Genomic DNA, 26,829 nt, shown 5'->3' with positions numbered 1-26,829 from the left:
GGCATCAAGCAACAACGGGGCCTCTGGCCCCGTTTTCCATGGGGCGCCATCCGGCGGGGTGTGGCAGACCTCGCGCTTTCGCATCGACCTCGCGCAGCCGCGCGTGATGGGCATCGTCAACGTCACGCCCGATTCGTTCTCGGACGGTGGTGCCCACGCTTCTACCCAGGCGGCGCTGCAGCACTGCGAGCAGTTGCTGAAAGAGGGCGCCGACATCCTCGACATCGGCGGCGAATCGACCCGCCCCGGCAGCCCCGCGGTGCCGCTCGACGCCGAACTGGCGCGTGTGCTGCCCGTGGTGCGCGAGGCGGTGAAGCTCAACGTGCCAATCTCCATCGACACCTACAAGCCGGAGGTGATGCGCGCGGTGCTCGACCTGGGCGCGGACATCGTCAACGACATCTGGGCGCTGCGGCAGCCGGGCGCGCGTGAAGCCGTTGCGGCACACCCTTCGTGCGGCGTCTGCCTGATGCATATGCACCGCGACCCGCAGACCATGCAGGCTGTGCCCATGGCGGGCGACGTGATCCCCGAGGTACTGTCTTTCCTCACGGCGCAGGTGCAACTTCTGCGCGCGCTGGGGGTCGACCATTCGCGCATCACGCTCGACCCCGGCGTGGGCTTCGGCAAGACGGTGGCGCAGAATTTCGCCTTGCTGGCACGCCAGCGCGAGCTGCTTGCCGCCCGCTATCCGCTGTTGCTGGGCTGGTCGCGCAAGTCGTCGATCGGCGCGGTCACCGGTATCGAGGCGGCGGGTGAGCGCATCGTGCCCAGCGTCGCTGCTGCCGTGCTGGCGGTAGACCGGGGCGCGGCCGTGGTGCGCGTGCATGACGTGCGTGACACGGTTGCCGCGCTCGCGGTATGGCGCGCCATGAAGGCGCAAGAGTCACAACAACAAACACAAGAGCAGACATCAACACCATGACTCGCAAATATTTCGGCACCGACGGCATCCGTGGCACTGTCGGCCAGGCGCCCATCACGCCAGACTTCGTACTGCGCCTAGCGCACGCCGTTGGCCGCGTGCTCAAGAAGACCCAGTCACGCCCTACGGTGCTGATCGGCAAGGACACGCGCATCTCGGGCTACATGCTCGAGTCGGCACTAGAGTCGGGCTTCAATTCGGCCGGTGTCGACGTGGTCCTGCTCGGCCCGCTGCCCACACCTGGCGTTGCGTACCTCACGCGCGCCCAGCGCGCGAGCCTCGGCGTGGTGATCAGTGCGAGCCACAACGCCTACCCCGACAACGGCATCAAGTTCTTCAGCGCGCAGGGCACCAAGCTCGACGACGCCTGGGAACTGGCCGTCGAAGCCGTACTGGAAGAAGCGCCGGTGTGGGTGGACTCCGCCAATCTCGGCAAGGCCCGCCGCCTCAACGACGCGCCGGGCCGCTACATCGAGTTCTGCAAGAGCACCTTCGCCAACGACCTGACCCTGCGCGACATGAAGCTGGTGGTCGATGCGGCGCACGGCGCGGCCTACCAGGTGGCGCCCAACGTGTTCCACGAGTTGGGCGCGGAAGTGACCAGCATCGGCGTCTCGCCCGACGGGCTCAACATCAACAAAGGCTTCGGCGCCACGCATCCCGAGGCCCTGGTAGCCGCGGTGACGACGCAGCGGGCGGACTACGGCATTGCCCTCGACGGCGACGCCGACCGCCTGCAGCTGGTCGATGCCAGCGGGCGGCTCTTCAACGGCGACGAACTGCTCTACCTCATGGTGACAGAGCGCATCGCGCGCGGCGAAAAGCCGGTGGGCGTGGTCGGCACGCTCATGACCAACAAGGCCGTCGAAGTCGCGCTGCGCGGGCATGGCATCGAGTTCGTGCGCGCCAAGGTCGGCGACCGCTATGTGCTCGAAGAACTCGACAAGCGCGGCTGGCTGCTGGGCGGCGAGGGCTCCGGCCACCTGCTGGCACTCGACCGCCACACCACGGGTGACGGCATCGTGAGCGCACTGCAGGTGCTGCAGGCTTGCGTACGCAGCGGCAAGACCGTGGCGCAGTTGCTCGAAGGCGTCACGCTGTTCCCGCAGACGCTGATCAACGTGCGCCTCGCGCCCGACCAGGACTGGAAAGCCAACAAGGCGCTCGCCAGCGAAACGCAGCGCATCGAGGCCGAACTCGGCGACAGCGGCCGCGTGCTGATCCGTGCGAGCGGCACCGAGCCGCTGGTGCGCGTGATGGTCGAGGCGCGCGATGCGAAGCAGTCCGAGTCGTGCGCCAGTCGCCTCGCCGCCACGCTGGAGCCGGCCAAATGAGCATCGAAACCTTCGTGGTTGACTACCGCGACGCCGCGCAGGCTGCCGCTCTGGTGGACCTTCTCGACGCCTATGCCAGCGACCCGGCCGGCGGCGGCACGCCGCTCGATGCGGATGTGCGCAAGAGCCTGCCTGCGGCGCTGGCGGCGCGCCCCCAGGCCTTCAGCGTGCTGGCTTACGACGGTGGGCAGCCCGTGGGCCTGGTCAACTGCATCGAGGGCTTCTCGACCTTCGCCTGCAAACCGCTGGTGAACGTGCACGACGTGGTCGTGCTGCCCAGCCACCGCGGGCAGCGCGTGGCGCAGAAGATGTTCGCGCAGGTGGAGCAGGAGGCGCGCAGGCGCGGTGCCTGCAAGCTCACGCTCGAAGTGCTGTCGGGCAACGCGCCCGCGCTGCGCGCCTACGAGCGCGAAGGGTTCATGGGCTACCAGCTCGATCCGGCGTTCGGGAGCGCCGTCTTCCTGCAGAAGAAGCTCTGAAAAGAAAAGGGGCCGAGACGAATTAATCGCCGTCGGCCCTCACCCCAGCCCTCTCCCCAAGGGGAGAGGGAGCAAGTCAAATCAGAAGCGCGTCACCGGCATTTCGGCGTCGGCCTTGTTCGGCGCGTACTTGCCCAGCTCCCACTTGGCGATCGCGTTGCGGTGCACTTCGTCCGGACCGTCTGCAAAGCGCAGCGTGCGCGCGCCGGCATAGGCGGCCGCCAGCGGGAAGTCGTCGCACATGCCGCCGCCGCCGTGGACCTGCATGGCCCAGTCGATCACCTGGCAGGCCATCGACGGTGCGACGACCTTGATCATGGCGATCTCGTTCTTGGCGACCTTGTTGCCGGCCACATCCATCAGCCAGGCGGCCTTGAGCGTGAGCAGGCGGGCCATGTCGATCTTGCAACGGGCTTCGGCGATGCGTTCCTGCGTCACGGTCTGCGAGGCCACGGTCTTGCCGAAGGCCACGCGCGACGAGGCGCGCTTGCACATCAGTTCGAGCGCGCGCTCGGCCAGGCCGATCAGGCGCATGCAGTGATGGATGCGTCCCGGGCCAAGGCGGCCTTGTGCAATTTCGAAGCCGCGGCCTTCGCCGAGCAGCATGTTGCCGGCCGGCACGCGCACGTTTTCGAAGTACATCTCGACGTGGCCGTGCGGCGCGTCGTCGTAGCCCATCACGTTCAGCGGGCGCACGATGCGGATGCCCTTGGCATCGGCCGGCACCACGATCATGCTTTGCTGCGAGTGGCGGGGCGCGTCGGGGTCGCTCTTGCCCATGGTGATGAAGACCGCGCAGCGCGGATCGGCCGCGCCGGAAATCCACCACTTGTGGCCATTGATGACGTACTCGTCGCCCTGGCGTTCGATGCGCGTGGAGATGTTGGTGGCGTCGCTCGATGCCACTTCGGGTTCGGTCATCGCGAAGGCCGAGCGGATCTGGCCTTCGAGCAGCGGCTTGAGCCAGCGTGCCTTGATCTCGTCCGAGCCGTAGCGCGCGATGGTTTCCATGTTGCCGGTGTCGGGCGCCGAGCAGTTGAAGGCTTCGCTCGCCCATGGCACCGCACCCATGATCTCGGCCAGCGGGGCGTATTCCTGGTTGGTCAGGCCCGCGCCTTCATAGCCCGAGGCGGCGGCGCTGTCGACCGGCAGGAACAGGTTCCACAGGCCCTGGGCCTTGGCCTTGTCCTTGAGCTTCTCGACCGTCTTGAGGGCCGACCAGCGCTTGCCGGCCACCGTGTTGGCGGCCAGTTCGGCGTGGTACTCGGCTTCGGCCGGATAGATGTGGTCGTCCATGAACGCCTTGACGCGTTTCTGCAGGTCTTTGGTCTTGGCCGAGTATTCGAAATCCATCTTCGTCTCCTGGTGGGTGTGGGGCGGCTTATGCCTTTTGGGCAAACTGCCAGGCCATTTCGGCCATGGGGCGGGCGCCGCGGGCCGAGGCCACGGCTTGTTCGCTCGACGCGGTGCCGGCCTCGACCCGCTTGGCAATGCCTTGCAGGATCGCGGCCATGCGGAACAGGTTGTAGGCCTGGTAGAAGTTCCAGTCGGGCGCCAGCGCCTCGGGCGTGCTGATGCGGGTGCGTTCGCAATAGCGGCGGATGTATTCGCTCTCGGTGGGAATGCCCAGCGAGACGAGATCTACACCACCGATGCCGCGCCCCGTGCTGGGCGGCATGTGCCAGGACATGCAGTGGTAGCTGAAGTCGGCCAGCGGATGGCCCAGCGTGGAGAGCTCCCAGTCGAGCACCGCGATGATGCGCGGCTCGGTGGCGTGAAACATCACGTTGTCGAGGCGGTAGTCGCCGTGGACGATCGACACCTTGCTTTCGTCGCGTGCGCTCGCCGGCATGTGGGCGGGCAGCCAGTCGATCAGCCGCTCCATGGCCTCGATGGGCTGCGAGAGCTCGCCGGCGCCGTCGGCCGAGGCCTTGTACTGCTTGCTCCAGCGGCCGATCTGGCGCTCGAAGTAGTTGCCGGGCTTGCCGTAGTCGGCCAGGCCGCGGGCGGCGAAGTCGACCGTGTGCAGCGCCGCGATCACGCGGTTCATCTCGTCGTAGTAAGCCGCGCGCTCGGCGTTGCTGAAGCCGGGCAGCGACTGGTCCCACAACACGCGGCCCTGCATGAACTCCATGACGTAGAAGGCGCGGCCGATGATGGCCTCGTCTTCGCACAGGCAGTACATGCGGGGCACGGGCACGTCTGTGCCGGCCAGGCCGCTCATGACCTTGAATTCGCGCTCCACCGCATGGGCCGAGGGCAGCAGCTTGGCGACCGGGCCCGGCTTGGCGCGCATCACATAGCTCTGTGAGGGCGTGACGAGCTTGTAGGTCGGGTTCGACTGGCCGCCCTTGAACATCTCGACCGTCAGCGGGCCCTTGAAACCGTCGAGGTTCTTCTCGAGCCAGGCCGCGAGCGCATCGACATCGAAAGCGTGCTGTTGCGAGACGGCACGGGTGCCGATGAAGTTGGAGAAATCCTGGCTCATGTCTGCTTTTTGGTTTGTCAGTGCTCTGCTTCGGAGACGCGCATCAAGGCTGCTCGGTCCAGAACCACAAGGCCGCCCGGCTCGATCCGGATGGTGCCCTCGCGTTCCATGGTCTTCAGTTCCTGGTTGACCCGCTGGCGCGACGCGCCCAGCAGCTGTGCCAGTTCTTCCTGCGCCAGTTGCAGGCCGATGCGCATCTGGCTGCCGTCTTCCAGGTTCGGCACGCCATAGCTGCGCACGAGGTGAATCAGCTGCTTGGCCAGCCGCGCCCGCAGGGGCAGGGTGTTGAGGTCTTCCACCAGCCCGAACAGCGTGCGGATGCGGCGCGCCTGCAGCCGCATCAGCGCTTCGTACAGTTCCACGTGCGAGGCAAGGATCTTCTGGAAGTCGGCCCGCGCCACGCACAGGATGGTGCTGTCGCCATGCGAGTAGGTGTCGTGCGTGCGCCGGTCCCCGTCGAACATCGCCACGTCGCCGAACCAGATGCCCGGCTCCACGTAGGTCAGCGTTACCTGCTTGCCCGAGACGGCCGTCGAACTCACGCGCACCGCGCCCTTGGCGCAGGCAATCCAGTGGTCGGGCGGGTCGCCGCGGGCAGCGATCAGGTCGCCGTCCTTGTAGCGTTTGACAAAGGCGCATCGGAGGATGTCGTGCCGTAGCGATGGAGAAAGAGAAGAAAACCAGCGACCACTGTTGATCGCTTCACGTTCTTCGATGGTAAGAATGGGGTCGTCCATTGGTCTGTCCTCTCGGCGACTGAAAAGCTGGGGGGTGTCACGGGAGCGACGCCGTTTGGCGTTACTCGTACTGCGGCGGCTTCTTCTCGAGGAACGCGGCGATGCCGATGCCCGCGTTCGCATGGTGCAGGTTGCGCACGAAGTGGTCGCGCTCCTGCGACAGCTGCGAAGCCAGCGTGGCGCCCCGTGCCTCGCTGAGCAGTTCCTTGATGCTGGCCAGCGAATTCGGCGCGCGCGCGTTGAGCTTGGCGGCCAGCGCCAGCGCACCCGCGAGCGCCTGGCCGTTTTCGGTGAGTTCGTTGACGAGGCCCAGCGCATGCAGGCGCGGCGCGCCGATGCGCTCGCCGTTCATCAGCCATTCGCTTGCCAACTGGCGAGGCAGCTGCTGCCCCAGGTGCCAGCTCAGGCCGCCGTCGGGCGACAGCGCCACGTTGCTGTATGAGGCCGCGAACACGGCGTCGCGCGCCGCAACCACGAAGTCGCAGGCCAGCGCGAGCGAGAAGCCTGCGCCCGCGGCAGCACCTTCGACCGCCGCGATGATCGGCTTGGGAAAGGTGCGGATCGAATCGATCCAGTTGTGCAGGCCCTCGATGCTTTCGGCCTGTACGGAGCGGTCGAGCTGCCGGTTGGCCAGAAGCCGCTGCAGCGAGCCGCCGGCGCAGAACCATGAGCCTTCGCCCACGATGACGACGCTGCGGATCTCGGCGCTGTTCTCGGCGCCGTTGAGCGCCTCGATGCCCGCGGCGTAGATTTCGGGGCCCAGTGCATTGCGCTGGGTGGGGTTGGCGATCGTCAGCACCATGGTGCTGCCTTCGCTCGTGCTTTTGAGTTCGGCGGTCATGGCTTGTTTTTATTCTTCTTCGTGCAGCAGGCTCAGGCCTAGCGCGCCGCGGCGGCGCAGCCACGGGCTCGGGCGATAGCGCGGGTCGCCGTAGACCGTCTGCAGGTTGAACAGCACTTCGAGCATGTTGGTCGGGCCGTAGAGGTTGCCCATGGCGAGCGGCCCGCGCGGATAGCCGAGACCCAGCTGCACCGCGGTTTCGAGGTCGGCCGGCGTGCACACGCGCTGCTGGCACATGTCGGTGGCGATGTTGACGATGGTGCCGATCACGCGCTGCGTGACGAAGCCGCCGCTGTCGCGGATCACGCTCACGGCCTTGCCGTCGCGCGCGAAGAGGGCGTGCGCGGCATCGCGGATGTCGCGGCGGGTGGCGGGGTTGGTGGCGAGCACGCGGCGCTTGGTGGCGGCGTCATCGATCAGCATGTCGATGCCGACGGTGCGCGTGGCGTCCAGGCGTTCGACCGCGGCGACCGTGGTCACGTCGAAGCCCAGCGGTGCGACCAGGATCAGCGAATGCGGCGCGGCCGTGGCACCGCTGTCGATCTGCGCGCCCAGCGTGTTCACCAGGCGCAGCAACTCGGCGCGGCGTGCTGCGCGCGGCGACACCCAGACCGAAGGCGTGCCCTCGACCACCGGCGGCGGCGGCTCGGGCGTCTGCTGCATCACGCCATCGTTGTAGCGGTAGAAGCCCTCGTTGGTCTTGCGGCCCAGGGCGCCGGCGGCCAGGCGCTGCGCGGTGATTACGCTTGGGCGGAAGCGCGGCTCCTCGAAGTACTGGTGGTAGATCGATTCCATCACCGGGTGCGACACGTCGAGCGCCGTCAGGTCCAGCAACTCGAACGGGCCGAGGCGAAAGCCGGCCTGGTCCTTGAGGATGCGGTCGACGGTCACGAAGTCGGTCACGCCTTCGCCGACGATGCGCAGCGCCTCGGTGCCGTAGCCGCGGCCCGCGTGGTTGACGATGAAGCCGGGTGTGTCCTGCGCCTGCACGGCGCTGTGGCCCATCTGCACCGCATAGTCGGCCAGTTGCTTGCAGACCTCGGGCGCGGTCTTGAAGCCCGCGACCACCTCGACCACCTTCATCAGCGGCACGGGGTTGAAGAAGTGGAAGCCCGCGATGCGCTCGGGCCGCTTGAGGCCGGCCGCGATGGCCGTCACCGAGAGCGAAGAAGTATTGGTGACCAGCGTGGCGGTCTCGGCCACCACGCCTTCGAGTTCGCGGAACAGCTTGCGCTTGACTTCCAGGTCTTCGACCACGGCTTCGATCACAAGGTCGCAGCCTGCCAGCGCCTGGATGGAATCGACGGCCTTGACGCGCGCAATCTGGGCATCGCGCGTGGCGGCGTCGATCTTGTTTTTCTCGTGCAGCTTGTTCCATTGGGCGACGAGGGCTTCGCGGCCGCGTTCTGCGGCGCCCGCGAAGCTGTCGAGCAGCAGCACTTCGCTGCCCGCCTGGGCGGCGATCTGCGCGATGCCGCGACCCATGGCGCCGGCGCCGATGACGCCGATTCGGGAGTAGTTCACTGTCATTTGCTGGAGATTTTCACTGGTTGGGTGGTTCCGGGCCTGCCGTGCAGGCGCCAATGCAGGTGTCGACGCAGGTGCCGCGCAGATGCTGCTGTCGAAGGCTTCGATTTTGCAGCCCCGTGCGGACGGGGCGTGACGGGTTTTACGCGGAGGCGTTTTCAGGCTGCGCGGCGCGGCTGCGGTCGATAGCCACGCTCAGCGAAATGGCGATCAGCACCAGGCCCAGGCCGGCCCAGCTCATCCAGGCGCCCGCATCGTTGGCGAGCAGCCAGCCGCCAAGCGCGGCGCCCACGGCCTGGCCGGTGTAGATGCCGGAGCTGTTGAGCGCTACCGAGCCCGGCGCGAGCGCGGGCGCCAGGCCCACCAGACGGGCCTGCTGGGCCGAATTGGTGGCGAAGCAACCCAGGCCCCAGGGAACGAGCACAACGGCCAGCCAGGCGAGCGTGGAGGCCAGTGGCCACACCAGAAGGCTCGAGGCGATCAGCACGGTCGTGATCAGCACCATGCGGCCGGCACCCACGCGGTCGATGTACCGGCTGACCACCATGTTGCCGATCAGCCCGCAAACGCCGAACAGCGCCCACATCACGCTCAGCGTGGTGGCGTCGGCGCCGAAGCTCTGCTTGAGGATCGGCCCGAAATAGCTGAACAACACGAACTGGCCGGCGCCCTGCAGCGCCGTGACGGACACGATGCCCATCAGCACCGGGCTGCGCAGCACACGCAACCATGCTTCGGCGGTCAGTGCGGCAGGGCGGATGCCGCTCGGCAAGGTGAGCCAGATCGATGTCGCGCTCGCGACACTGAGCGCCGCGATTGCCATGAATGCCATGCGCCAGCCCAGATGCCCACCGATCAGCGCGCCGATGGGCAAGCCCAGCACCGATGCCATCGACCAGCCGAGGAAGACGAAGGTGACGGCGCGTCCGCGATGCTCGGGCGGCACCAGCATGCCGGCGCAGGCCGCAGCCTGGGGCGTGAAGATGGCCGGCGCGATCACCGTGAGCATGCGCACCGGCAGCAGGGCGCCGAAGCTCGGCATCAGCGCACAGAGAACGTGGCCGGCGGCGTACCAGAGCAGGGTGATGGCCAGCAGCTGCCGACGGTCCCAGCCCGCGACCGCAGCGGCCAGCAACGGAGCGCCGATGCACATTACCGCCGCGGCAGCCGTGATCAGTTGCCCTGCGGTGGCGACCGTGACCGAGAGCGATGCGCTGATCTCGTTAAGGGTGCCGGGCACCACCATCACGCCCGTGCCGATCACGAAATTGCCGACGAGCAACGCCCAGAGCGCACCCTGTGGCGCCGGCCGGCTCACCGGCGGACCTGCAGCGCGCCGGGATTCACGATGTTCGTGGGGTTGCCGTTGATGTAGCTCACGACGTTGTCGAAGGCCTGCCCGAAATAGCTCTCGTAGCTTTCCTGCTCGACGTAGCCGATGTGCGGCGTGCAGATGCAGTTCTCGAGGCGCAGCAGCGCGTGGCCTTGCAACGGCGGTTCGCTTTCGAACACGTCGATGGCGGCCAGCCCGGGGCGGCCGCGGTTGAGTGCGGCGAGCAGGGCGTCGGCTTCGACCAGTTCGGCGCGCGAGGTGTTGACGAACAACGCTGTCGGCTTCATGCGCGAGAGGTCTTCCAGCGTGATGAGGCCGTTGGTTTCTTCGTTGAGCCGCAGATGCACCGACAGCACGTCTGCAGCGGCGAAGAACTCGTGGCGGTTCTGCGCGACCTGGAAGCCGTCGGAGCGGGCCTTGGCGCAGCTGGCTTCACGGCCCCAGATCACGACCTGCATTCCGAAGGCCTGCCCATAGCGCGCGACCAGCTGGCCGATGCGGCCATAGCCCCAGATGCACAGCGTCTTGCCCTTGAGTACCGAGCCGAGCCCGAAGTTGGGCGGCATCGAGGCCGACTTGAGGCCTGACTGTTGCCAAGCACCGTGCTTGAGGTTGCTGATGTACTGGGGCAGCCGGCGCATGGCAGCCATGATGAGCGCCCAGGTGAGCTCCGCAGGCGCCTGCGGAGAGCCCGAGCCTTCCGCCACCGCCACGCCGCGCTCGGTGCAGGCCGCGACGTCGATGTGCCCGGCGACGCGCCCGGTCTGCGAGATGAGCTTGAGCTTGGGCAGCTTCTCGATCAGCTGGCGCGAGATATGGGTGCGCTCGCGGATCAGCACGATCACGTCGGCATCCTTGAGGCGGACCGATAGTTGCCCGATGCCTTTCACCGTGTTGGTGTAGACCTTGGCCGCGTACGCGTCCAGCTTGGCGGCGCAGCGCAATTTGCGCACGGCGTCCTGGTAATCGTCGAGGATCACAATGTTCATAGCGTGCCATTGTGCCTCGCAGCATTGGAATGTCGTGCCCGTGAACGTTTGGATACCCGCCCCCACAGCCGCTCGCAGGGGTGTTCGGGCTCAATGCAGGCGTGTCGAGCGCGGGGCCGTGGCCATGGTTTCGGCGGTTTCGAGTGCTGCCAGCCGGTCGAGTTCGGCGCAAACGTCGGCCATGCGGCCAGAGATCACGACGCGGTTGCTGTGCTGCTGGCCCTTGCCGTCGACCACGCGGACTACGCGCAACGGGCGCGCCGGTGCTGTGGGCGTTGCAGTGCCGCTGGAGCGGGCAGTGCAGGCGGGGCGTACAGCCACATAACGCAATCCGGCCGAGGTTTCAGCTGCGTCGAGGTGATCCCTGCGGTGTGGGCGGCGTGCCGGCATCAGGCGGCTGGCCAGCGATTGCAGCGGCATCCAGAAATCAGCGATGGCGAGGAGGGCGATTCCCATGTGAACTCCAAAAAAGTATGAGGTTGAACACAGGCAGGATTTCTTGAATCGGCCGCGACAGGGTGATGGCGACTCTTCGCCATACGCCCGCCACCTGTTGCTGCCGGAGAGGGAGGTTGCGGAAAGCAGGCCTCGGGGCCTACATCAGCATGGTGTTGCGGATGAGCCCGACCGCGAGGCCTTCGATTTCGAAAGGCTCGCCGGGCTGGACGATGATGGTCGGGTAGTCGGGGTTCTCGGCGTGCAGCTCGATGACCTGCTTGTTGCGCTTCAGGCGCTTGACGGTCACTTCGTCACCCAGGCGCGCGACCACGATCTGGCCGTTGCGCGCTTCCTTGGTGGCTTGCACCGCGAGAAGGTCGCCATCCATGATGCCGGCGTCGCGCATCGACATGCCGCGCACCTTGAGCAGGTAGTCGGGCTGGCGCTGGAACAACGTGTTCTCGACGTAATAGGTCTGGTCGACGTGCTCTTGCGCGAGGATGGGGGAGCCGGCTGCGACGCGACCGATGAGCGGCAACGCCAGTTGGGCCATGCCGGGCAGCGAGAGCGAGAACTGGCCGCCCTCGCGGTGGCGCGTTTCATTGAGAGAGCGCAGGGCGTCGCCCTTGAGGCGGATGCCGCGGGAAGTGCCGCTCACCAGCTCGATGACGCCCTTGCGGGCTAGTGCCTGCAGGTGCTCTTCGGCGGCATTGGCCGACTTGAACCCGAGCTCATTGGCGATTTCGGCGCGCGTGGGTGGCGCACCAGTGCGTGCGATGGCGCTCTGGATGAGGTCCAGGATCTGCTGCTGGCGGGCTGTAAGCTTCACGGCGAACTGCATATGTGGTTCCTTGCGGCACTGGCTAGATATCCAGTACCTGTATTTTTAACCAGTTTTTAAAAGTTGACAAGCCATGGTCAATTCCTCTTCGCCTGAAGTGCGCCGTCGTGTGGTGGTTTTGGGAACGGGCGGCACCATTGCCGGCAGGGCAGCCAGCAGCGGCGACAACATCGGCTACACCGCCGGGCAGGTGGGCGTTGCCGATCTGCTGGGCGGGATCGAGGCGCCCGAGGGCGTCGCTCTGGAGGCAGAGCAGGTGGCGCAGGTCGACAGCAAGGACATGTCGTTCGACATCTGGCAGCAGTTGGCCCGACGCTGTGCACACTGGTTGGCGCAGGCCGACGTGGCGGGCGTGGTGATCACGCACGGCACCGACACGCTCGAAGAGACGGCGTTCTTCCTGCACTCGGTGCTGGCTCCGTCCAAGCCCGTGGTGCTCACCTGCGCGATGCGCCCGGCCACCGCACTGGCGCCCGACGGACCGCAGAACGTGCGCGACGCCATCAGCGTTGCCGCGACGGAAGGCGCACGGGGCGTGACCGTGGTGTGCGCCGGCGCAATCCACAGCGGCATCGACATCCAGAAAGTGCACACCTACCGACTCGATGCTTTTGCTTCAGGTGATGCGGGGCCGGTCGGCTACGTCGAGGAAGGAGAGGTACGCCGTGTCCGGGAGTGGCCTGAGGGATCGGCGTCGCAGGCGTCGAAGCTCTTCGAGGCGACCAGCGTGCAGTGGCCCCGCGTCGAGATCGTCATGAGCCATGCCGGCGCCAGCGGCGCGGTGATCGAAGCGCTACTGCAGCCCAATGCCGCCGATCCCGTGCGCGGGCTGGTCCTCGCCGCCACCGGCAACGGCACCCTGCACCATGCGTTGGAAGCGTCAGCGCTCAAGGCGCAGGACGCGGGCGTCGTGGTGGTTCGAGCTACTCGCTGCGCGAATGGACGCATCCTGCCGAAGGCCGGGGATCAGCTCCGCGATGCGGGTGCGCTGACGCCCGTGAAGGCGCGCATCGCGCTGATGCTGGAACTGCTGGGGTGAAAACAAAACCGCCCCGTTGAAGGGGCGGTTTCGGAAATCAGATCAGGATCAGCTGCTCAGTGCAGCCAGCGCACGCTGCGTGATCTCGTCAACCGTGCCCACGCCCTTGATGGCACGGTACTTCGGCGCGGCGGCCGGGTCGGTCTTGGCCCAGGCGGAGTAGTAGTCGACCAGCGGGCGTGTCTGCTGGCTGTACACGTCGAGCCGCTTGCGTACGGTTTCTTCCTTGTCGTCTTCGCGCTGGATCAGGTCTTCACCGGTCACGTCGTCCTTGCCTTCCACCTTGGGCGGATTGAACTTGACGTGGTAGGTGCGGCCCGATGCCGGGTGCGAGCGGCGGCCGCTCATGCGTTCGATGATGTCGCCGAAGGGCACGTCGATTTCGAGCACGTAGTCGAGCTTGACGCCAGCTGCCTTCATGGCGTCGGCCTGGGGGATGGTGCGCGGGAAACCGTCGAACAGGAAGCCGGCTGCGCAATCGGGCTGCGCAATGCGTTCCTTGACGAGATTGATGATCAGGTCGTCACTGACGAGGGCGCCTGCGTCCATGACGGCCTTGGCCTGTAGCCCGAGCGGCGTGCCGGCCTTGACGGCGGCGCGCAGCATGTCGCCGGTCGAAATCTGGGGAATGCTGTATTTCTGGCAAATGAAGGCCGCTTGCGTGCCTTTGCCCGCCCCGGGCGCGCCCAGCAAAATTAGTCTCATGGTGTCCTCGGACGGTTCTTAGATTTTGTGTCGCGCCGAGCGTCGGCCCGAGGGCTGGGCAAGGCGGAGTTGCGTCGAGGATAGCACGCGTGCCCTCGAAGAATTCCAGCCGCCCGCGCAGGCATGAGGGCGCCTCAGGCGGGGGGCGCGGCGGCGAAGACGGCGCGTACGCGCGCCAGGTCTTCGGGCGTGTCGATGCCCGGTCCGGGCGCGACATGGCTCACGTGTACCGCGATGCGATGGCCGTGCCACAGCGCGCGCAGCTGTTCGAGTGCCTCGGTCGCCTCGACGGGAGCCGGTGGCAGTGACGGAAACTGCCGCACGAAGCCCGCGCGATAACCGTAGATGCCGATGTGGCGCAGCGGGGCAGGGGTGGGCAGTACCGCAGGCGCCGCGCCGTTGGCGGAGCCGTCGCGCCACCACGGGATTGGTGCGCGGCTGAAGTACATGGCGTTGCCCTGTGCATCGAGCACGGTCTTCACCACGTTGGGGTTCATGAAGTCGCCGACAGAGTCGATCTCGTGGGCGGCCGTGCTCATCGCGGCTTCCGCATGGGTGGCGAGCGTGGATGCGACGGCGTCGATCAGCGCGGGGTCGATCAGCGGCTCGTCGCCTTGAACGTTGACGACGATATCGTCGCCGTCAAGGCCCAGCAGTTCGCAGGCCTCGGCCAGCCGGTCGGTGCCGCTGGGATGGTCTTGACGAGTGAGGATGGCCTCGACACCGTGCGCCTGGCATGCCGCAATGATGGAAGGATCGTCGCCGGCGACCACCACGCGCGCCGCGCCGGATTCGCTGGCGCGCTGCGCCACGCGCACCACCATGGGCACGCCGGCGATGTCGGCCAGGGGTTTGTTGGGAAGCCGTGTCGACGCCAGGCGCGCCGGCACCAGAACGGTGAAGCTCACAGCCCGAGCTCTTCGTCGGAGAGCGTGCGTGCTTCGTTTTCGAGCAGCACCGGAATGCCGTCGCGCACCGGATAGGCAAGGCGCGCGCTGCGCGAGCAGAGCTCCTGCTTCTCGGGGTTCCAGGTCAGCGGCCCCTTGGTGACGGGGCAGACGAGCAGTTCAAGCAGCTTGATATCCATCGAGCGATGATAGCTTTGCGTCGAGCGCGGCGAAGAAATCCGCGGAGGGCGCGAACTCCAGCGGCACGGCCAGCGCATCGGGCGCCTTGCGCCACAGTTTGATGGCGTCTTTTTCGGTGCAGATGAGGGTATGCGCAGTGCCAGCAGGGCGCTGCCAATCCTCGAAATCGAAGTGATCGGGCAATGCAATGGTGTCGGCGAGCGTCAGGCCGCGCGCGCGCAGCATGTCGAAGAAGGCCTCGGGCCGTGCGATCGCCGCCAGTGCGGTCACGGGCTGGCCCGCAAGGGCAGCCAATGGCACACGCTTCCCGTCACTGCCCAACGCATCGTGCGCGAGAGCCCGGGTGGCCGTATAGCCCCCGGCAAAGGCCGGCTGTGCCCCGCTGTGCAGCACCAGATCGCATCGGCGTGGCCAGGCTTCGCGCAACGGACCCGCGGGCAGCCGCCAGCCGTTGCCGATGCCCCGGTCGTCGAACACGCAGATCTCGATGTCGCGCGCGAGCGCCAGGTGCTGCAGCCCATCGTCGCTGACGATGACCTGCGTGGCCGGATGCCGCTCGAGCAGCGCCCGCGCAGCATCGATGCGCTGGCGTGCCACGAACACCGGCGCCCTTGTGGCATGGTGAATCAGCGCAGGCTCGTCGCCGACATCCTGCGGATCGCTGTCGCCGAGCACTTCGCGGCAGTCATCGGTGCGGCGGCCATAGCCGCGCGACACCACGCCGACCCGAAATCCCCGAGCTTGCAGATGCCGGACAACAGCCATGACGACCGGAGTCTTGCCGGCCCCGCCCGCAATCACATTGCCGACCACGATCACCGGGACGCGCACACGCTCAGTCCGCAGCCACCCCACGCGATAGAGCCAGCCACGCACAGCGAAAAGCGCAGCGTAGATGAGCGACAGCGGCCACAGCAGGCAAGCCAGAGGGCCGCGACGCAACCAGGCGTTCTGCAGCCGCGAAGCCGACGGCGAACCCGTGTTGCCGCTGCTGCTGTCGGAAGGCACTCAGTGCCCGGCTTGCGCCGTCGACTGTGCGGCGAAGGTGATCTGCATCAGGCCGGCGCGGCGCGCGGCCTCCATCACCGTCACCACCGCCTGGTGCGGGCTGGTCGCGTCGGCGCTGATGATCACCACGCTGTCCTTGCCGCCGGTGGCCGCGGCGGCGAGGGCGGCCGTCACGGTCTCAACGCTGCGGTCGGCCACCGGGGTCTTGTTGATCGAGTAGCGGCCGTCGGCCGATACCGCCACGATCACTTCCTTCGGGTAGTCGCGCTGCGCGTCGACGTCCGCCGTGGGCAGCCGCAGCTGCATCTCGGTGAATTTGCTGTAGGTGGTCGACAGCATCAGGAAGATCAGGATCACCAGCAGCACGTCGATGAACGGGATCAGGTTGATCTCCGGCTCGTCGCGAGCGCCGTGGCGGAACTGCATGCGGGCGCGGGTCATGACAAGCCTCCGCCGGGCCGCCCCAAGGAGGCGGCGGCCCCCTCGGGGGGCAGCGCAGCACACGCAGTGGCAAGCGTGGGGGTCATCATTTGCGCAGGGCGTTCAAATGGCGGGCGAAGCGCTCGCCTGAGAGTTCGAGATTCAGCAGGTACTCGTCGACCCGGCTGCGGAAGTAGCGCCAGAAGATCAGCGTCGGAATGGCGACGATCAGGCCGAAGGCGGTGTTGTAGAGCGCGATCGAGATGCCGTGCGCCAGTTGCGCCGGGTTGCCCGAGCCCACTGCGCCGCTGCCCGGCGACTGCGAGCCGAAGATCTCGATCATGCCGATTACCGTGCCCAGCAGCCCCAGCAGCGGGGCTGCCGAGGCGATGGTGGCCAGGGCAGGCAGGTAGCGCTCGAGCTTGTGCGCCACGGTGCGGCCGGAAGCTTCCATGGCGGCGCGCAGGTCGTCTTCAGTGCAGCGCGGATTGGCGTTCAGAGCGCGCAGGCCCGCGGCCAGCACCTGGCCGAGCATCGAGTTGCGTTCAAGTTTGGTCACGATGTCCGGGCCGGGAATGGCGCCGTGCGACACGGTGATGGTTTCGTCGAGCAGCTTCGGCGGCAGTACCCTCACGGTCTTGAGACTCGTGAAACGTTCTATAACCAGCGCGAGCGCAATGACTGAACAAGCGAGCAAGGGCCAGATTGGCCAACCCGCGGCAACTATGATGGAAAACAAGAAAATCCTCCGGCCCGTAGACTGCAAATGCGCGGCGATTATCCACTGAGCCCACCATCAGCACGCGCCTTGTTTTTGTGTCGGCAAGGACGCACAGATTCTGTGGATAACTTTGTGATTAACCTGCTGCGCAACTCATCCGGACCCGCATGGGGCGGCCTTTCTGCTAGATCGACTGAATTTTGAGCAGCACTTTTTTCAATGAAATCAATGGCTTGCACGAGAAACCGTGCGCCTGCCCCGCACCGGGGTCTGAAGACAGGGGGCGTGCGGCCCGTTGTGGAAGAGTGGCATTTGGCCGAGCGTGCATTTTGTGAACTTGCGTGAATCGAATTCCGCGCCCGGGCCACGCGTCTGGGCAGTCGGCGCGTTGTGCCACGCGGTGGCCGACGCGCTCGATGCGCGCTTCAATCCGGTGACCGTGCGCGGTGAGATCTCGGGTTTTTCGCGCGCGTCAAGTGGACATTGTTACTTCGCGCTCAAGGACGAGTCGGGCCAGCTGCGCTGCGCGATGTTCCGCCGGGCTGCCGGGTTGCTCGACTTTTCGCCCCGCGATGGCGATCAGGTCGAGGTGCGCGGGCGTCTTGCGGTGTACGAGCCACGCGGCGATCTTCAATTGGTTGTAGAGAGTCTGCGGCGAGCCGGGCAGGGCGCCTTGTTCGAGCAGTTCATGCAACGCAAGGCACGCCTGGAAGCCGAAGGACTCTTCGATCCGGCGCGCAAGCGAGCGCTCCCGGCCATGCCGCGCGCGGTCGGCGTCGTCACGTCGCTGGGCGCGGCCGCCTTGCACGACGTGGTGACGGCGCTGCGAAGACGCGTTCCACACATTCCGGTCGTGCTTGCGCCGGCGGCAGTGCAAGGAGCCAATGCGCCGGCCGAACTGGTGCGGGCACTGCAATCGCTCTATGACCTCGCCCCTGCGGTCGACGTGATCTTGCTGGTGCGTGGCGGTGGCTCCATCGAAGACCTCTGGGCCTTCAACGACGAGACCCTGGCGCGCACCATCGTGCAGAGCCCGGTCCCGTTGGTCAGTGGTGTGGGGCACGAAACCGACTTCACCATCGCCGATTTCTGCGCCGATCTGCGCGCGCCCACGCCAACCGCCGCGGCGGAATTGGTGAGTGCGCCGCGCGACATGTGGCTCGGTGCGCTCGATCTGCTCGACGAGCGTCTCGGCGATGCGCTGGGCGGGCGCCTCGACGCCCTCGGGCAGCGCGTCGACCAGGCGGCGGGGCGTCTCGGCCGACCCTCGAGCCTGGTGACGCGCCAGCAACTGCGCCTAGCGCACCATGTGCAGCGCCTTCGGTATGCGGTGCTGTCGAGACGGGAGCGCCTGTCGCAGGCGCCCCGGTCAATCGCCGCCGACTTTCCCTTGAAGCTGGGGCGTGCGCTGGTGCAGCGTCGCGAGCGCCTGGAACGCGTGGCCTTGCGCATGCGGCTGCTCGATCCGGCACTGGTCTTGCAGCGCGGCTATGCGTGGCTGACCGATACAGACGGTCATGCGATCGTCAGCGCAACGCAACTGGCGGCGGGCGACGCCGTCAAGGCGCGGCTCGCCGATGGCGAAGTCGACCTGACCGTCACTCCGGGCGACGCGACGGGAACGCGTCCGACGCTGCCTCAATAATTACTTCCTAGAATCCCTGATTCCCACAACCAACCCACGAGAAAAAACCATGGAACATGTGCTCCCACCCCTGCCGTACGCCCTCGACGCGCTGGCACCCGAGTATTCGAAGGAAACCCTCGAATACCACTACGGCAAGCACCACAACGCCTACGTGGTGAACCTCAACAACCTGCAAAAGGGCACCGAGTTCGAGTCGCTGACTCTCGAAGAGATCATCAAGAAGTCCAGCGGCGGCATCTACAACAACGCCGCGCAAATCTGGAACCACACCTTCTTCTGGAACTGCATGAAGCCCCAAGGCGGCGGCGCTCCCACCGGCGCGCTGGCCAAGGCCATCGAAGCCAAGTGGGGCAGCTACGACGCGTTCAAGGAAGCCTTCGTGAAGTCGGCCGTGGGCAACTTCGGTTCGGGCTGGACGTGGCTGGTGAAGAAGGCCGACGGTTCGGTGGACATCGTGAACACCGGCGCCGCCGGCACGCCGCTGACCACTGCAGACACCGCGCTGCTGACGGTGGACGTCTGGGAACACGCCTACTACATCGACTACCGCAACCTGCGCCCGAAGTTCGTCGAGACCTTCCTGGCCAAGCTGGTGAACTGGGACTTCGTCGCCAAGAACTTCGGCTGAGCCCGGGTTTCCCCAACAAAAAAGCCGACCCTCGGGTCGGCTTTTTTTGCGGGCTTCAGGCAGCAGAAGCTCAGCGCTTGGTGGCTGCGAACAGTTCGCCGCCGAGCTTCGCACCCTTCTTGATGTTCTTCTTGGCGAACCAGCCCTGGTTCATTTCGAGCACGTAGCGCACGGGCTCCAAAGAGCAGTGCGAATTCTCGGTCATGGGTTGCATGTCGACCAGATTGACGATGCGGCCATCGTCGGCCACGAAAGCGGCAGTCAGCGGAAGGATCGTGTTGCGCATCCAGAAGCACTGAGTGGCAGGCTGCTCGAACACGAAGATCATGCCTTCGGCCTGCGGCATTTCCTTGCGGAACATCAGGCCGATTTCGCGTTGCAGGGGTGTTTGCGCAATCTGCGCATCGATCTTGTACAGGCCGACCGACAACTGCGTGCGCGGCAGGTCAGTCTGGGGTTGCTGCTGGGCGTGCGCAGGCGTCATGAAGGACGCGGACGCGAGGAGCAGGGCGGCTAGACGCTGGAACATCGGGCAACTCTTTCAGGGCGGGGTCAGGGCCCGGCCTAAATCAAAAAAACGCCAATAAAAATGCCCGCTGATGCGGGCATTGCCGGTGAGCGTGAAAGCTTACACCTTCTTGGCAGCGGCCGTGTGGGCCTTGGCCACGTGGCTGACCTTGTGCTTCTTGGCAGCAGCGTGCTTCTTGGCGGGCGCGTGCTTGGCGGCCTTGGGAGCGGCTGCGGGAGCAGCGGTGGTGGGTTCGGCTTGTTGAGCGAAAGCACCGGCAGCGAAGAGACCAGCGACCAGGGCTGCGAGCAGCTTGTTCATGAACATATCCTTTGAAATTCGTTGATTTGGATTGCCCTCCCTGCGGAAGGTAGACATTCAACGGAGGCCGATTCCTGCGGTTGACAGCAGAACGCTTGCGGCAGGCGAAAAAAAAGCGCTCCGAAGAGCGCTCTTTTCTGGGGCTGGGCCGACTTACTTGGCGCCTGCCATGTCAGGCGTACCGCCTTGGGTCGACTTGCGCTTCACGCTGCCGTCCTTGTTGCGACGACGCTGGTCGCGGGTGCTTGCGCGCTTCTCGCCAGAGGCAGCAGCCTTGTCGGCACCGATGGCGCCGCCTTCGGGCGTCTTGGCTTCGTCGCCAGCGGCAGCCTTGACTTGGCCAGCGGGCTTGGCAGCCTTCTTGGCTTCGGCACGTTGCTGCGACTTGCTGTTGGTGGCGTTACCTTGCTCAGGCGTCGTACCGGCCGGGTTTTGGGCGTAGGCGCCAGCGGCGAACAGGCCAGCGATCATGACTGCGAGAATTTTGCTCATTGATGATTCCTCTATCGAGAATTGGTTGGAAACGCCTCCCGGCGAGCAGAAGGTCAGCCACTAACGAGCCCATTGGCTCGCCGGTTGACAAACGCTTGCTGATGGGTTGCGTCTAAAATGTACAGCGATTTGTTCGCGGGCTGTACAGCGAATCCACCCCGTGTCTGAATTCGCTGACAGTCGTCAAAATTACGTCAATCCCGGAGCCATCCCCCCTCATGACCAGTTATCAGCACATCAAAGTCCCGACCGAAGGTCAGAAGATCACGGTCAACGCCGACAACTCGCTGAATGTGCCTGACCAACCGATCATTCCCTTCATCGAAGGCGACGGGACTGGCCTGGACATCACGCCAGTGATGCTGAAGGTGGTGGACGCAGCGGTGGCCAAGGCCTACGGCGGCAAGAGGAAGATCCACTGGATGGAGGTCTATGCCGGCGAAAAGTCGACCAAGGTCTATGGTCCCGACGTCTGGCTCCCCGAGGAAACCCTGCACGCTGTGCGCGACTACGTGGTCTCCATCAAGGGCCCGCTGACCACGCCCGTTGGCGGTGGCATCCGCTCGCTGAACGTTGCGCTGCGCCAGGAACTCGACCTTTATGTCTGCCTGCGCCCCATCCAGTATTTCGAAGGCGTGCCGAGCCCGGTGCGCGAGCCGCACAAGACCAACATGGTGATCTTCCGCGAGAACTCGGAAGACATCTACGCGGGCATCGAGTTCGAAGCCGAGAGCGACAAGGCCAAGAAGCTCATCAAGTTCCTGCAGGACGAGATGGGTGTCAAGAAGATCCGTTTCCCCAACACCTCGGGCATCGGCGTCAAGCCCGTGTCGAGGGAAGGCACCGAGCGTCTCGTGCGCAAGGCATTCCAGTACGCCATCGACAACGACAAGCCCAGCGTCACCTTGGTGCACAAGGGCAACATCATGAAGTTCACCGAAGGTGGCTTCCGTGACTGGGGCTACGGCCTCGCAGCCAAGGAGTTCGGCGCTGAACTGATCGACGGTGGCCCATGGATGAAGTTCAAGAACCCGAAGACGGGCAAGGAAATCACCGTCAAGGACAGCATCGCCGATGCATTCCTCCAGCAGATCCTGCTGCGTCCCGCCGAGTACAGCGTGATTGCCACGCTCAACCTCAACGGCGACTACGTATCCGATGCGCTGGCCGCGCAGGTCGGTGGCATCGGCATCGCCCCGGGCGCGAACCTGAGCGACACCGTCGCCATGTTCGAAGCCACCCACGGCACGGCACCCAAGTACGCCGGCAAAGACTACGTGAACCCCGGTTCTGAAATCCTCTCGGCTGAAATGATGCTGCGCCACATGGGCTGGAAGGAAGCTGCCGACCTGATCATCAGCTCGATGGAAAAATCTATTGCCAGCAAGAAGGTCACCTATGACTTCGCCCGCCTGATGGACGGCGCGACGCAGGTAAGCTGCTCGGGCTTCGGCCAGGTGATGATCGACCACATGTAATTGCCGTGTGCTTCGACGTCTTTCGACGTCGTTGCAATGCAATGGGCCCTTGAACTTCCAGAAGGAATTCAAGGGCTTTTTATTGCCTCTTCGATCGGGCCGCGGCCATCCCTTTTTGCCTAAAACTCTCCGCAGGTGCGCTTCATCAAAAAAGCTGTCGCAACCGCCGCAATGCCCTTGAATTGTCGGATACGCGCCACCAAGTTTTTTTCGCCGGCACGGTGCTTGCACGCTCTATAGAATCTTTTTCATGGCAACGAGAATTCCCAAAACTCCCAGCACTCCGCCGGCCCAGAAGCCGGCCGGGGATGACGGAGATTCGGTCGTCCTGGAGCGCCGGCCGCAGAAAACCGCGCCGCCCCAGATGTACCAGGTGGTCATGCTGAACGACGACTACACCCCTATGGAGTTCGTGATCGTCGTGCTGCAGGAATATTTCAGCAAGGACCGAGAAACCGCGACCCAGATCATGTTGAAGATCCACCTCGATGGCCGCGGTGTCTGTGGGGTCTATTCCCGCGACATGGCGGCCACCAAGGTCAATCAGGTCATGGAAGCGGCGCAGCAGGCTGGGCACCCGCTGCAATGTGTCAGTGAGCCAGTTGCGTGAACCTGTTGAATTGCGCAAGCTCCAACCCATCTGAGAACTTATTTACAGCAAGGCAAAAGGAAATCACATGATTGCCCAGGAACTGGAAGTCAGCTTGCACATGGCCTTTGTCGAGGCCCGGCAGCAGCGCCACGAGTTCATCACCGTGGAGCATCTGCTGCTCGCTTTGCTGGACAACCCGAGCGCCGCAGAAGTTCTGCGCGCCTGCTCGGCGAACGTCGACGACCTTCGGGCGTCGCTCACCAACTTCATCAAGGACAACACGCCTCAGGTGGCGGGTACCGACGATGTAGACACCCAGCCGACCCTGGGTTTCCAGCGCGTCATCCAGCGCGCCATCATGCATGTGCAGTCCACCGGCAACGGCAAGAAGGAAGTCACCGGCGCCAACGTGCTGGTCGCGATCTTCGGCGAGAAGGACTCGCACGCCGTGTACTACCTGCACCAGCAGGGCGTCACCCGCCTCGACGTGGTCAACTTCATTGCCCACGGCATCAAGAAGAGCGATCCGCCGGAAGCCGTCAAGGGCAGCGGCGAAGCGCCTTCGGGCGAAGGCGAAGACGGTGGCGGCGAGCGCAACGAGAAGGCATCGCCGCTCGAGCAGTTCACGCAAAACCTCAACCAGATGGCCAAGGACGGCAAGATCGATCCGCTGATCGGCCGTGAGTACGAGGTCGAGCGCGTCATCCAGATCCTGTGCCGCCGGCGCAAGAACAACCCGCTGCTGGTGGGTGAAGCTGGCGTGGGCAAGACTGCCATCGCCGAAGGCCTCGCATGGCGCATCACGCAGGGTGACGTGCCGGAAATCCTGGCCGAGTCGAACGTGTTCTCGCTCGACATGGGCGCGCTGCTGGCCGGCACCAAGTACCGCGGCGACTTCGAACAGCGCCTGAAGGGCGTTCTCAAGTCGCTCAAGGACAAGCCGAACGCCATCCTGTTCATCGACGAAATCCACACCCTGATCGGTGCGGGCGCGGCCTCGGGCGGCACGCTCGACGCGTCGAACCTGCTCAAGCCGGCGCTCTCCAGCGGCCAGCTCAAGTGCATCGGCGCGACCACCTTCACGGAATACCGCGGCATCTTCGAAAAGGATGCGGCCCTGTCGCGTCGCTTCCAGAAGGTCGACGTGGTCGAGCCGTCGGTGCAGGAAACCGTCGACATCCTGAAGGGCCTGAAGTCGCGCTTCGAGGAACACCATGGCGTGAAGTACGCCGTGGCGGCCCTGCAGGCCGCGGCCGAGCTCAGCGCCAAGTACATCAATGACCGTCATCTGCCCGACAAGGCCATCGACGTCATCGACGAAGCTGGCGCCGCCCAGCGCATCCTGCCGCCGAGCAAGCGCAAGAAGACCATCAGCAAGACGGAAGTCGAGGAAATCGTGGCGAAGATCGCGCGCATTCCCCCGGCCAACGTCAGCAACGACGACCGCAGCAAGCTGCAGACCATCGAGCGCGACCTCAAGAGCGTGGTGTTCGGCCAGGACAAGGCACTCGAAGTACTGGCCTCCGCGGTCAAGATGGCACGCTCGGGCCTGGGCAAGGGCGACAAGCCGATCGGGTCGTTCCTGTTCTCCGGCCCCACGGGCGTCGGCAAGACCGAAGCGGCGAAGCAGCTGGCCTACATCATGGGCATCGAGCTGATCCGCTTCGACATGTCGGAGTACATGGAGCGTCACGCGGTGAGTCGCCTGATCGGCGCGCCTCCGGGCTACGTCGGTTTCGACCAGGGCGGCCTGCTGACCGAAGCCGTCACGAAGAAGCCGCACGCGGTGCTGCTGCTCGACGAAATCGAGAAGGCACACCCGGACATCTTCAACGTGCTGCTGCAGGTCATGGACCATGGCACGCTGACGGACAACAACGGGCGCAAGGCCGACTTCCGCAACGTCATCATCATCATGACGACGAATGCGGGTGCCGAGACCATGAACAAGGCGACCATCGGCTTCACCAACCCGCGCCAGGCGGGCGACGAAATGGGCGACATCAAGCGCCTGTTCTCGCCCGAGTTCCGCAACCGGCTGGATGCCATCGTCAACTTCAAGGCGCTCGATGAGAACATCATCCTGCGCGTGGTCGACAAGTTCCTGCTCCAGCTGGAAACGCAACTCAGCGAGAAGAAGGTGGAAGTCACCTTCAGCGACAAGCTGCGCAAGCACCTGGCGAAGAAGGGCTTCGATCCGTTGATGGGTGCACGCCCGATGCAGCGCCTGATCCAGGACACGATTCGTCGTGCGCTGGCCGACGAGCTGCTGTTCGGTCGCCTGACCGACGGCGGCCGCCTCGAAGTCGACCTCGACGACAAGGACGAAGTGCTGCTCGACATCCAGCCGCTTTCGAAGAAGGAAGGCAAGTCGAAGCCCGAAGCTGAAGAAGCTGCGACAGGTTGAAAGAACCGGGCAGTCCGCGGCCGATGAGGTTGCGGAACCGCCTCCAAAGGCCGGTAGCATCACGCTATCGGCCTTTGTCGTTTCTACGAGGGGAAACGACCGTGGCAGAGGGAAAAAGCTAGGCCAAAGCTAGGCGGGACGGGATTCTAGGCTTCGCTCTTGGCGATGCGGCGGCGCTTCGTGACCGGGCGCGGCGGCACCTTGGTCATGACTTCCTCGTATGCATCGGTCGTGATGACGAGGGACTGTCGAGCGGCGGCGAGTTCGCCGGGGCCTGCGACTTTCACGTAGTACAGGGCGTCGTCCTGTTTGAAGTAGATATAGCAGCTGATCGCCTGAGACTTTCCCTTGCCCTCGGTTGTCCATGCGGGACACTCGACGCCGTTCACTACAGCCTTGATTGGGGCTGATCGGGGCGCAGAGGTGTACTTGGTCGCGGGTAAGTTGCTAAGGCGCGTGGAAGAGGGCGCGCCAATGGTCAGGTTGAAATCGGTCATGGTTTGCTTTCCGTTGGTGACGATGCAATACGTTCGTCCGACAAGAAATTTTGAGGCGTGCACGCATTGGCCGTCTATGGCTGACCAGCTTGCAGGTTGAACATTTCAGACGAGCGGTAGTGCAACAGGGTTGCACCGACGTCAGTTGCTTCGCAAGCGCTGATGCAATTTGGCCTTTACCAAGTGTTGCACTCCACCCGCTCTGGACTTCAGCCCGTCTTCGGCTATACGATCTGTACATCGCGTCGAGAAATCGATGTGCTCGTTCTGTCGAAACTTTGAATTTCGGCAACCTCTCGGGATAGCGCCAGCAGGTGCCATCGGGAGCGGCTCAGGCCAGTGGCTGCAACGGTCACGAACAAGTCTTCCGCACTTATCCAAACCGAGGATCACATCATGACTAGCTCAGGTCAGAGGGAAGCCGCGTCTGCAGTTTCCCTCGTCGCAGCGCGGGCGCAGAGCCCCTACATGACCGTCAAGCAGACGGCGACCTACCTCAACACGACCGAGAACGCACTGCGCGTTGCGATGACTCGGCGCGCCAATCATCTTCCGACGCAGTACCGTTTCGGTCGCAGAGTCCTGTTCAAGAGGGCTGAGGTCGAGGCGTGTGTTCGGCCTGTAGAGCACTAACGATAGTCGGCCGCACGCGAGTATTTCGCTCGCTTTCGGCCCCCTCGATCCCTACGATAGGAGCTATTAGCCCGCGAGGGTTAACAGCTTTTGCCCCGGACCGCATGCCTGTGGCGGCCACCGGGGCACCCCTTCAAAGTTTCCAGCTCAACCTCCCGGTTGAGCTGCCGCATGGAGAGCTCAATGACCAATGCATCGCAACTGCCCGACCTCAGCAAAGTGCCGGTGGACGTGGCGAAGGCTGACGCAGCCTCGCCTTTACCGGGATTCGTCACCTTCGCTCATCTCGCCGCTCGCGTGGGGATCACGCCTAACCACCTGCGCGTGTCGCTGTCCGATGAAGACGCGCCGAAGCTGGTTCCATCATTTCGCATCGGTACCGCAAATCTGTACTCAGAACACGTCGCAGACCAGTGGTTTGCGAAATTCCAAGAGTGGCGCGATAGCGCAGCCCTTCGAGCCGCAACCAGGAAGCGTGAGCAAGAGCAACGCGTCCTGCGCAAGCTGGAAGAAGAACAGAAACAGCTCCGTGCCAAATCCGAAATTCTCGCGGCTCATCGTCAAGCGACAGAAGAATCACTAGCCGCAATCGAAGTCCAGCGCAAAGCAGATGACGAGACGCATCAGCGCATTGCTCGGCTGTCGGGCAGGGGGTGATCGTGCAAGATCAAGTCCTGCGCCGTCTCGGCGAGGTGAGGTACCACCGAGCAAC

Annotated in this window: 29 protein-coding genes; 10 read left to right on the top strand and 19 right to left on the bottom strand. The window is 64.9% G+C overall.

Features of this window, described 5'->3' with window-relative positions:
- Positions 1-106 precede the first annotated feature (106 nt).
- Genes folP through ACTG4X_RS19385 form a run of 3 tightly spaced genes read left to right on the top strand, consistent with a single transcriptional unit; the run spans position 107 to position 2,738 of the window.
- On the top strand, positions 107-925 hold the full coding sequence (gene folP, locus ACTG4X_RS19395) for a dihydropteroate synthase (protein ID WP_440534409.1): 819 nt from the start codon (positions 107-109) through the stop codon (positions 923-925).
- A complete protein-coding gene (glmM, locus tag ACTG4X_RS19390) occupies positions 922-2,259 on the top strand; it encodes a phosphoglucosamine mutase (protein ID WP_440531665.1) in 1,338 nt (445 codons plus the stop codon). The genes folP and glmM overlap by 4 nt, the downstream gene beginning before the upstream one ends.
- Positions 2,256-2,738 (top strand): GNAT family N-acetyltransferase, encoded by a 483-nt coding sequence (locus tag ACTG4X_RS19385; RefSeq protein WP_093073897.1) that lies wholly within the window; start codon positions 2,256-2,258, stop codon positions 2,736-2,738. The genes glmM and ACTG4X_RS19385 overlap by 4 nt, the downstream gene beginning before the upstream one ends.
- 81 nt (positions 2,739-2,819) lie before the next feature.
- On the opposite strand, the gene ACTG4X_RS19380 is transcribed toward ACTG4X_RS19385, so the two are convergent.
- The 9 genes from ACTG4X_RS19380 to lexA all read right to left on the bottom strand — a co-directional run bounded on the left by ACTG4X_RS19380 (position 2,820) and on the right by lexA (position 11,932).
- Positions 2,820-4,091 carry an acyl-CoA dehydrogenase family protein gene (locus ACTG4X_RS19380; protein ID WP_093175711.1) on the bottom strand — a complete coding sequence of 424 codons (1,272 nt, stop codon included), beginning with the start codon at positions 4,089-4,091 and terminating at the stop codon, positions 2,820-2,822.
- A gap of 28 nt (positions 4,092-4,119) precedes the next feature.
- Entirely contained in the window at positions 4,120-5,226 is a 1,107-nt protein-coding gene (locus ACTG4X_RS19375) for a phosphotransferase (protein WP_093056565.1), read from the bottom strand.
- Between the two features lie 17 nt (positions 5,227-5,243).
- On the bottom strand, positions 5,244-5,963 hold the full coding sequence (locus tag ACTG4X_RS19370; protein ID WP_093056566.1) for a Crp/Fnr family transcriptional regulator: 720 nt from the start codon (positions 5,961-5,963) through the stop codon (positions 5,244-5,246).
- Between the two features lie 61 nt (positions 5,964-6,024).
- Positions 6,025-6,804 (bottom strand): oxepin-CoA hydrolase, alternative type, encoded by a 780-nt coding sequence (locus tag ACTG4X_RS19365; RefSeq protein WP_093056567.1) that lies wholly within the window; start codon positions 6,802-6,804, stop codon positions 6,025-6,027.
- A 9-nt stretch (positions 6,805-6,813) separates the two neighbouring features.
- Positions 6,814-8,334 (bottom strand): 3-hydroxyacyl-CoA dehydrogenase, encoded by a 1,521-nt coding sequence (locus ACTG4X_RS19360; RefSeq protein WP_440531664.1) that lies wholly within the window; start codon positions 8,332-8,334, stop codon positions 6,814-6,816.
- A gap of 139 nt (positions 8,335-8,473) precedes the next feature.
- Complete coding sequence (locus ACTG4X_RS19355; protein WP_440531663.1) at positions 8,474-9,649, bottom strand: MFS transporter; 1,176 nt, start codon at positions 9,647-9,649, stop codon at positions 8,474-8,476.
- Positions 9,646-10,653 (bottom strand): D-2-hydroxyacid dehydrogenase family protein, encoded by a 1,008-nt coding sequence (locus ACTG4X_RS19350; protein ID WP_093056570.1) that lies wholly within the window; start codon positions 10,651-10,653, stop codon positions 9,646-9,648. Before ACTG4X_RS19350 ends, ACTG4X_RS19355 begins: the two co-directional genes overlap by 4 nt.
- Positions 10,654-10,743: 90 nt before the next feature.
- A complete protein-coding gene (locus tag ACTG4X_RS19345) occupies positions 10,744-11,109 on the bottom strand; it encodes a hypothetical protein (RefSeq protein WP_093056571.1) in 366 nt (121 codons plus the stop codon).
- Between the two features lie 139 nt (positions 11,110-11,248).
- Positions 11,249-11,932: a transcriptional repressor LexA gene (lexA, locus tag ACTG4X_RS19340; RefSeq protein WP_013541704.1), complete on the bottom strand. Its 684-nt coding sequence runs from the start codon at positions 11,930-11,932 to the stop codon at positions 11,249-11,251.
- Between the two features lie 73 nt (positions 11,933-12,005).
- Between lexA and ACTG4X_RS19335 the strand changes: the two genes are divergently transcribed.
- Positions 12,006-12,971, top strand: a complete 966-nt coding sequence (locus tag ACTG4X_RS19335; RefSeq protein WP_440531662.1) for an asparaginase — start codon at positions 12,006-12,008, stop codon at positions 12,969-12,971.
- Positions 12,972-13,019: 48 nt separating this feature from the next.
- Here the strand turns inward: ACTG4X_RS19335 and adk are convergent, their stop codons facing one another.
- From adk to ACTG4X_RS19305, 6 genes are all read right to left on the bottom strand, one after another.
- Positions 13,020-13,676, bottom strand: coding sequence for an adenylate kinase (adk, locus tag ACTG4X_RS19330; RefSeq protein ID WP_093056573.1), 657 nt, complete (start codon positions 13,674-13,676; stop codon positions 13,020-13,022).
- Positions 13,677-13,810: 134 nt separating this feature from the next.
- Positions 13,811-14,584, bottom strand: a complete 774-nt coding sequence (kdsB, locus tag ACTG4X_RS19325) for a 3-deoxy-manno-octulosonate cytidylyltransferase (protein WP_093175699.1) — start codon at positions 14,582-14,584, stop codon at positions 13,811-13,813.
- Positions 14,581-14,763 (bottom strand): Trm112 family protein, encoded by a 183-nt coding sequence (locus ACTG4X_RS19320; RefSeq protein ID WP_093056575.1) that lies wholly within the window; start codon positions 14,761-14,763, stop codon positions 14,581-14,583. The genes kdsB and ACTG4X_RS19320 overlap by 4 nt, the downstream gene beginning before the upstream one ends.
- The gene (lpxK, locus tag ACTG4X_RS19315; RefSeq protein WP_440531661.1) at positions 14,744-15,772 is read right to left on the bottom strand and encodes a tetraacyldisaccharide 4'-kinase; all 1,029 of its coding nucleotides are present in this window, start codon (positions 15,770-15,772) and stop codon (positions 14,744-14,746) included. The genes ACTG4X_RS19320 and lpxK overlap by 20 nt, the downstream gene beginning before the upstream one ends.
- Positions 15,773-16,198 carry an ExbD/TolR family protein gene (locus ACTG4X_RS19310; protein WP_056519147.1) on the bottom strand — a complete coding sequence of 142 codons (426 nt, stop codon included), beginning with the start codon at positions 16,196-16,198 and terminating at the stop codon, positions 15,773-15,775.
- Between the two features lie 100 nt (positions 16,199-16,298).
- Positions 16,299-16,931: a MotA/TolQ/ExbB proton channel family protein gene (locus ACTG4X_RS19305; RefSeq protein ID WP_042674017.1), complete on the bottom strand. Its 633-nt coding sequence runs from the start codon at positions 16,929-16,931 to the stop codon at positions 16,299-16,301.
- Positions 16,932-17,244: 313 nt separating this feature from the next.
- Between ACTG4X_RS19305 and xseA the strand changes: the two genes are divergently transcribed.
- Both xseA and ACTG4X_RS19295 read left to right on the top strand, forming a co-directional pair.
- Complete coding sequence (gene xseA / locus ACTG4X_RS19300; protein ID WP_440534408.1) at positions 17,245-18,558, top strand: exodeoxyribonuclease VII large subunit; 1,314 nt, start codon at positions 17,245-17,247, stop codon at positions 18,556-18,558.
- Positions 18,559-18,607: 49 nt separating this feature from the next.
- Positions 18,608-19,189, top strand: a complete 582-nt coding sequence (locus ACTG4X_RS19295) for a superoxide dismutase (RefSeq protein WP_097199148.1) — start codon at positions 18,608-18,610, stop codon at positions 19,187-19,189.
- Positions 19,190-19,259: 70 nt separating this feature from the next.
- Here ACTG4X_RS19295 and ACTG4X_RS19290 read toward each other — a convergent pair whose 3' ends face one another.
- The 3 genes from ACTG4X_RS19290 to ACTG4X_RS19280 form a co-directional block, all read right to left on the bottom strand.
- Complete coding sequence (locus tag ACTG4X_RS19290) at positions 19,260-19,718, bottom strand: DUF192 domain-containing protein (protein ID WP_440531660.1); 459 nt, start codon at positions 19,716-19,718, stop codon at positions 19,260-19,262.
- A gap of 99 nt (positions 19,719-19,817) precedes the next feature.
- Positions 19,818-20,018, bottom strand: a complete 201-nt coding sequence (locus tag ACTG4X_RS19285; RefSeq protein WP_093075170.1) for a hypothetical protein — start codon at positions 20,016-20,018, stop codon at positions 19,818-19,820.
- Positions 20,019-20,171: 153 nt separating this feature from the next.
- Positions 20,172-20,510 carry a cell envelope biogenesis protein TolA gene (locus tag ACTG4X_RS19280; protein ID WP_093056973.1) on the bottom strand — a complete coding sequence of 113 codons (339 nt, stop codon included), beginning with the start codon at positions 20,508-20,510 and terminating at the stop codon, positions 20,172-20,174.
- 218 nt (positions 20,511-20,728) lie between these two features.
- Here ACTG4X_RS19280 and icd point away from each other — a divergent pair, with 218 nt between their 5' ends.
- The 3 genes from icd (at position 20,729) to clpA (ending at position 24,987) form a co-directional block, all read left to right on the top strand.
- Positions 20,729-21,988 carry an NADP-dependent isocitrate dehydrogenase gene (gene icd / locus ACTG4X_RS19275; protein ID WP_440531659.1) on the top strand — a complete coding sequence of 420 codons (1,260 nt, stop codon included), beginning with the start codon at positions 20,729-20,731 and terminating at the stop codon, positions 21,986-21,988.
- Positions 21,989-22,238: 250 nt separating this feature from the next.
- Positions 22,239-22,598, top strand: coding sequence for an ATP-dependent Clp protease adapter ClpS (gene clpS, locus ACTG4X_RS19270; protein WP_042674481.1), 360 nt, complete (start codon positions 22,239-22,241; stop codon positions 22,596-22,598).
- 67 nt (positions 22,599-22,665) lie between these two features.
- On the top strand, positions 22,666-24,987 hold the full coding sequence (gene clpA, locus ACTG4X_RS19265; protein ID WP_093056971.1) for an ATP-dependent Clp protease ATP-binding subunit ClpA: 2,322 nt from the start codon (positions 22,666-22,668) through the stop codon (positions 24,985-24,987).
- A gap of 146 nt (positions 24,988-25,133) precedes the next feature.
- On the opposite strand, the gene ACTG4X_RS19260 is transcribed toward clpA, so the two are convergent.
- A complete protein-coding gene (locus ACTG4X_RS19260) occupies positions 25,134-25,484 on the bottom strand; it encodes a hypothetical protein (protein WP_440531658.1) in 351 nt (116 codons plus the stop codon).
- Between the two features lie 816 nt (positions 25,485-26,300).
- Here ACTG4X_RS19260 and ACTG4X_RS19255 point away from each other — a divergent pair.
- On the top strand, positions 26,301-26,774 hold the full coding sequence (locus ACTG4X_RS19255) for a hypothetical protein (RefSeq protein ID WP_440531657.1): 474 nt from the start codon (positions 26,301-26,303) through the stop codon (positions 26,772-26,774).
- Positions 26,775-26,829 lie beyond the last annotated feature (55 nt).

This window comes from Variovorax sp. YR566, assembly GCF_051992195.1.
GTDB lineage: Bacteria > Pseudomonadota > Gammaproteobacteria > Burkholderiales > Burkholderiaceae_C > Variovorax.
The sequence above is the reverse complement of the archived record's forward strand: the minus strand, read 5'-3'. Positions and strand labels throughout refer to the sequence as shown.

Coding starts and splice junctions, on each gene's coding strand:
- ACTG4X_RS19365 (WP_093056567.1), bottom strand. CDS start 6,804: ATGACCGCCGAACTCAAAAGCACGAGCGAAGGCAGCACCATGGTGCTG.
- folP (WP_440534409.1), top strand. CDS start 107: ATGGGCATCGTCAACGTCACGCCCGATTCGTTCTCGGACGGTGGTGCC.
- ACTG4X_RS19375 (WP_093056565.1), bottom strand. CDS start 5,226: ATGAGCCAGGATTTCTCCAACTTCATCGGCACCCGTGCCGTCTCGCAA.
- ACTG4X_RS19260 (WP_440531658.1), bottom strand. CDS start 25,484: ATGACCGATTTCAACCTGACCATTGGCGCGCCCTCTTCCACGCGCCTT.
- ACTG4X_RS19385 (WP_093073897.1), top strand. CDS start 2,256: ATGAGCATCGAAACCTTCGTGGTTGACTACCGCGACGCCGCGCAGGCT.
- ACTG4X_RS19280 (WP_093056973.1), bottom strand. CDS start 20,510: ATGAGCAAAATTCTCGCAGTCATGATCGCTGGCCTGTTCGCCGCTGGC.
- icd (WP_440531659.1), top strand. CDS start 20,729: ATGACCAGTTATCAGCACATCAAAGTCCCGACCGAAGGTCAGAAGATC.
- ACTG4X_RS19360 (WP_440531664.1), bottom strand. CDS start 8,334: ATGACAGTGAACTACTCCCGAATCGGCGTCATCGGCGCCGGCGCCATG.
- clpA (WP_093056971.1), top strand. CDS start 22,666: ATGATTGCCCAGGAACTGGAAGTCAGCTTGCACATGGCCTTTGTCGAG.
- ACTG4X_RS19320 (WP_093056575.1), bottom strand. CDS start 14,763: ATGGATATCAAGCTGCTTGAACTGCTCGTCTGCCCCGTCACCAAGGGG.
- ACTG4X_RS19380 (WP_093175711.1), bottom strand. CDS start 4,091: ATGGATTTCGAATACTCGGCCAAGACCAAAGACCTGCAGAAACGCGTC.
- ACTG4X_RS19370 (WP_093056566.1), bottom strand. CDS start 5,963: ATGGACGACCCCATTCTTACCATCGAAGAACGTGAAGCGATCAACAGT.
- ACTG4X_RS19310 (WP_056519147.1), bottom strand. CDS start 16,198: ATGCAGTTCCGCCACGGCGCTCGCGACGAGCCGGAGATCAACCTGATC.
- glmM (WP_440531665.1), top strand. CDS start 922: ATGACTCGCAAATATTTCGGCACCGACGGCATCCGTGGCACTGTCGGC.
- clpS (WP_042674481.1), top strand. CDS start 22,239: ATGGCAACGAGAATTCCCAAAACTCCCAGCACTCCGCCGGCCCAGAAG.
- ACTG4X_RS19295 (WP_097199148.1), top strand. CDS start 18,608: ATGGAACATGTGCTCCCACCCCTGCCGTACGCCCTCGACGCGCTGGCA.
- adk (WP_093056573.1), bottom strand. CDS start 13,676: ATGAGACTAATTTTGCTGGGCGCGCCCGGGGCGGGCAAAGGCACGCAA.
- ACTG4X_RS19335 (WP_440531662.1), top strand. CDS start 12,006: ATGGTCAATTCCTCTTCGCCTGAAGTGCGCCGTCGTGTGGTGGTTTTG.
- ACTG4X_RS19285 (WP_093075170.1), bottom strand. CDS start 20,018: ATGAACAAGCTGCTCGCAGCCCTGGTCGCTGGTCTCTTCGCTGCCGGT.
- ACTG4X_RS19255 (WP_440531657.1), top strand. CDS start 26,301: ATGACCAATGCATCGCAACTGCCCGACCTCAGCAAAGTGCCGGTGGAC.
- ACTG4X_RS19290 (WP_440531660.1), bottom strand. CDS start 19,718: ATGTTCCAGCGTCTAGCCGCCCTGCTCCTCGCGTCCGCGTCCTTCATG.
- ACTG4X_RS19345 (WP_093056571.1), bottom strand. CDS start 11,109: ATGGGAATCGCCCTCCTCGCCATCGCTGATTTCTGGATGCCGCTGCAA.
- ACTG4X_RS19350 (WP_093056570.1), bottom strand. CDS start 10,653: ATGAACATTGTGATCCTCGACGATTACCAGGACGCCGTGCGCAAATTG.
- lexA (WP_013541704.1), bottom strand. CDS start 11,932: ATGCAGTTCGCCGTGAAGCTTACAGCCCGCCAGCAGCAGATCCTGGAC.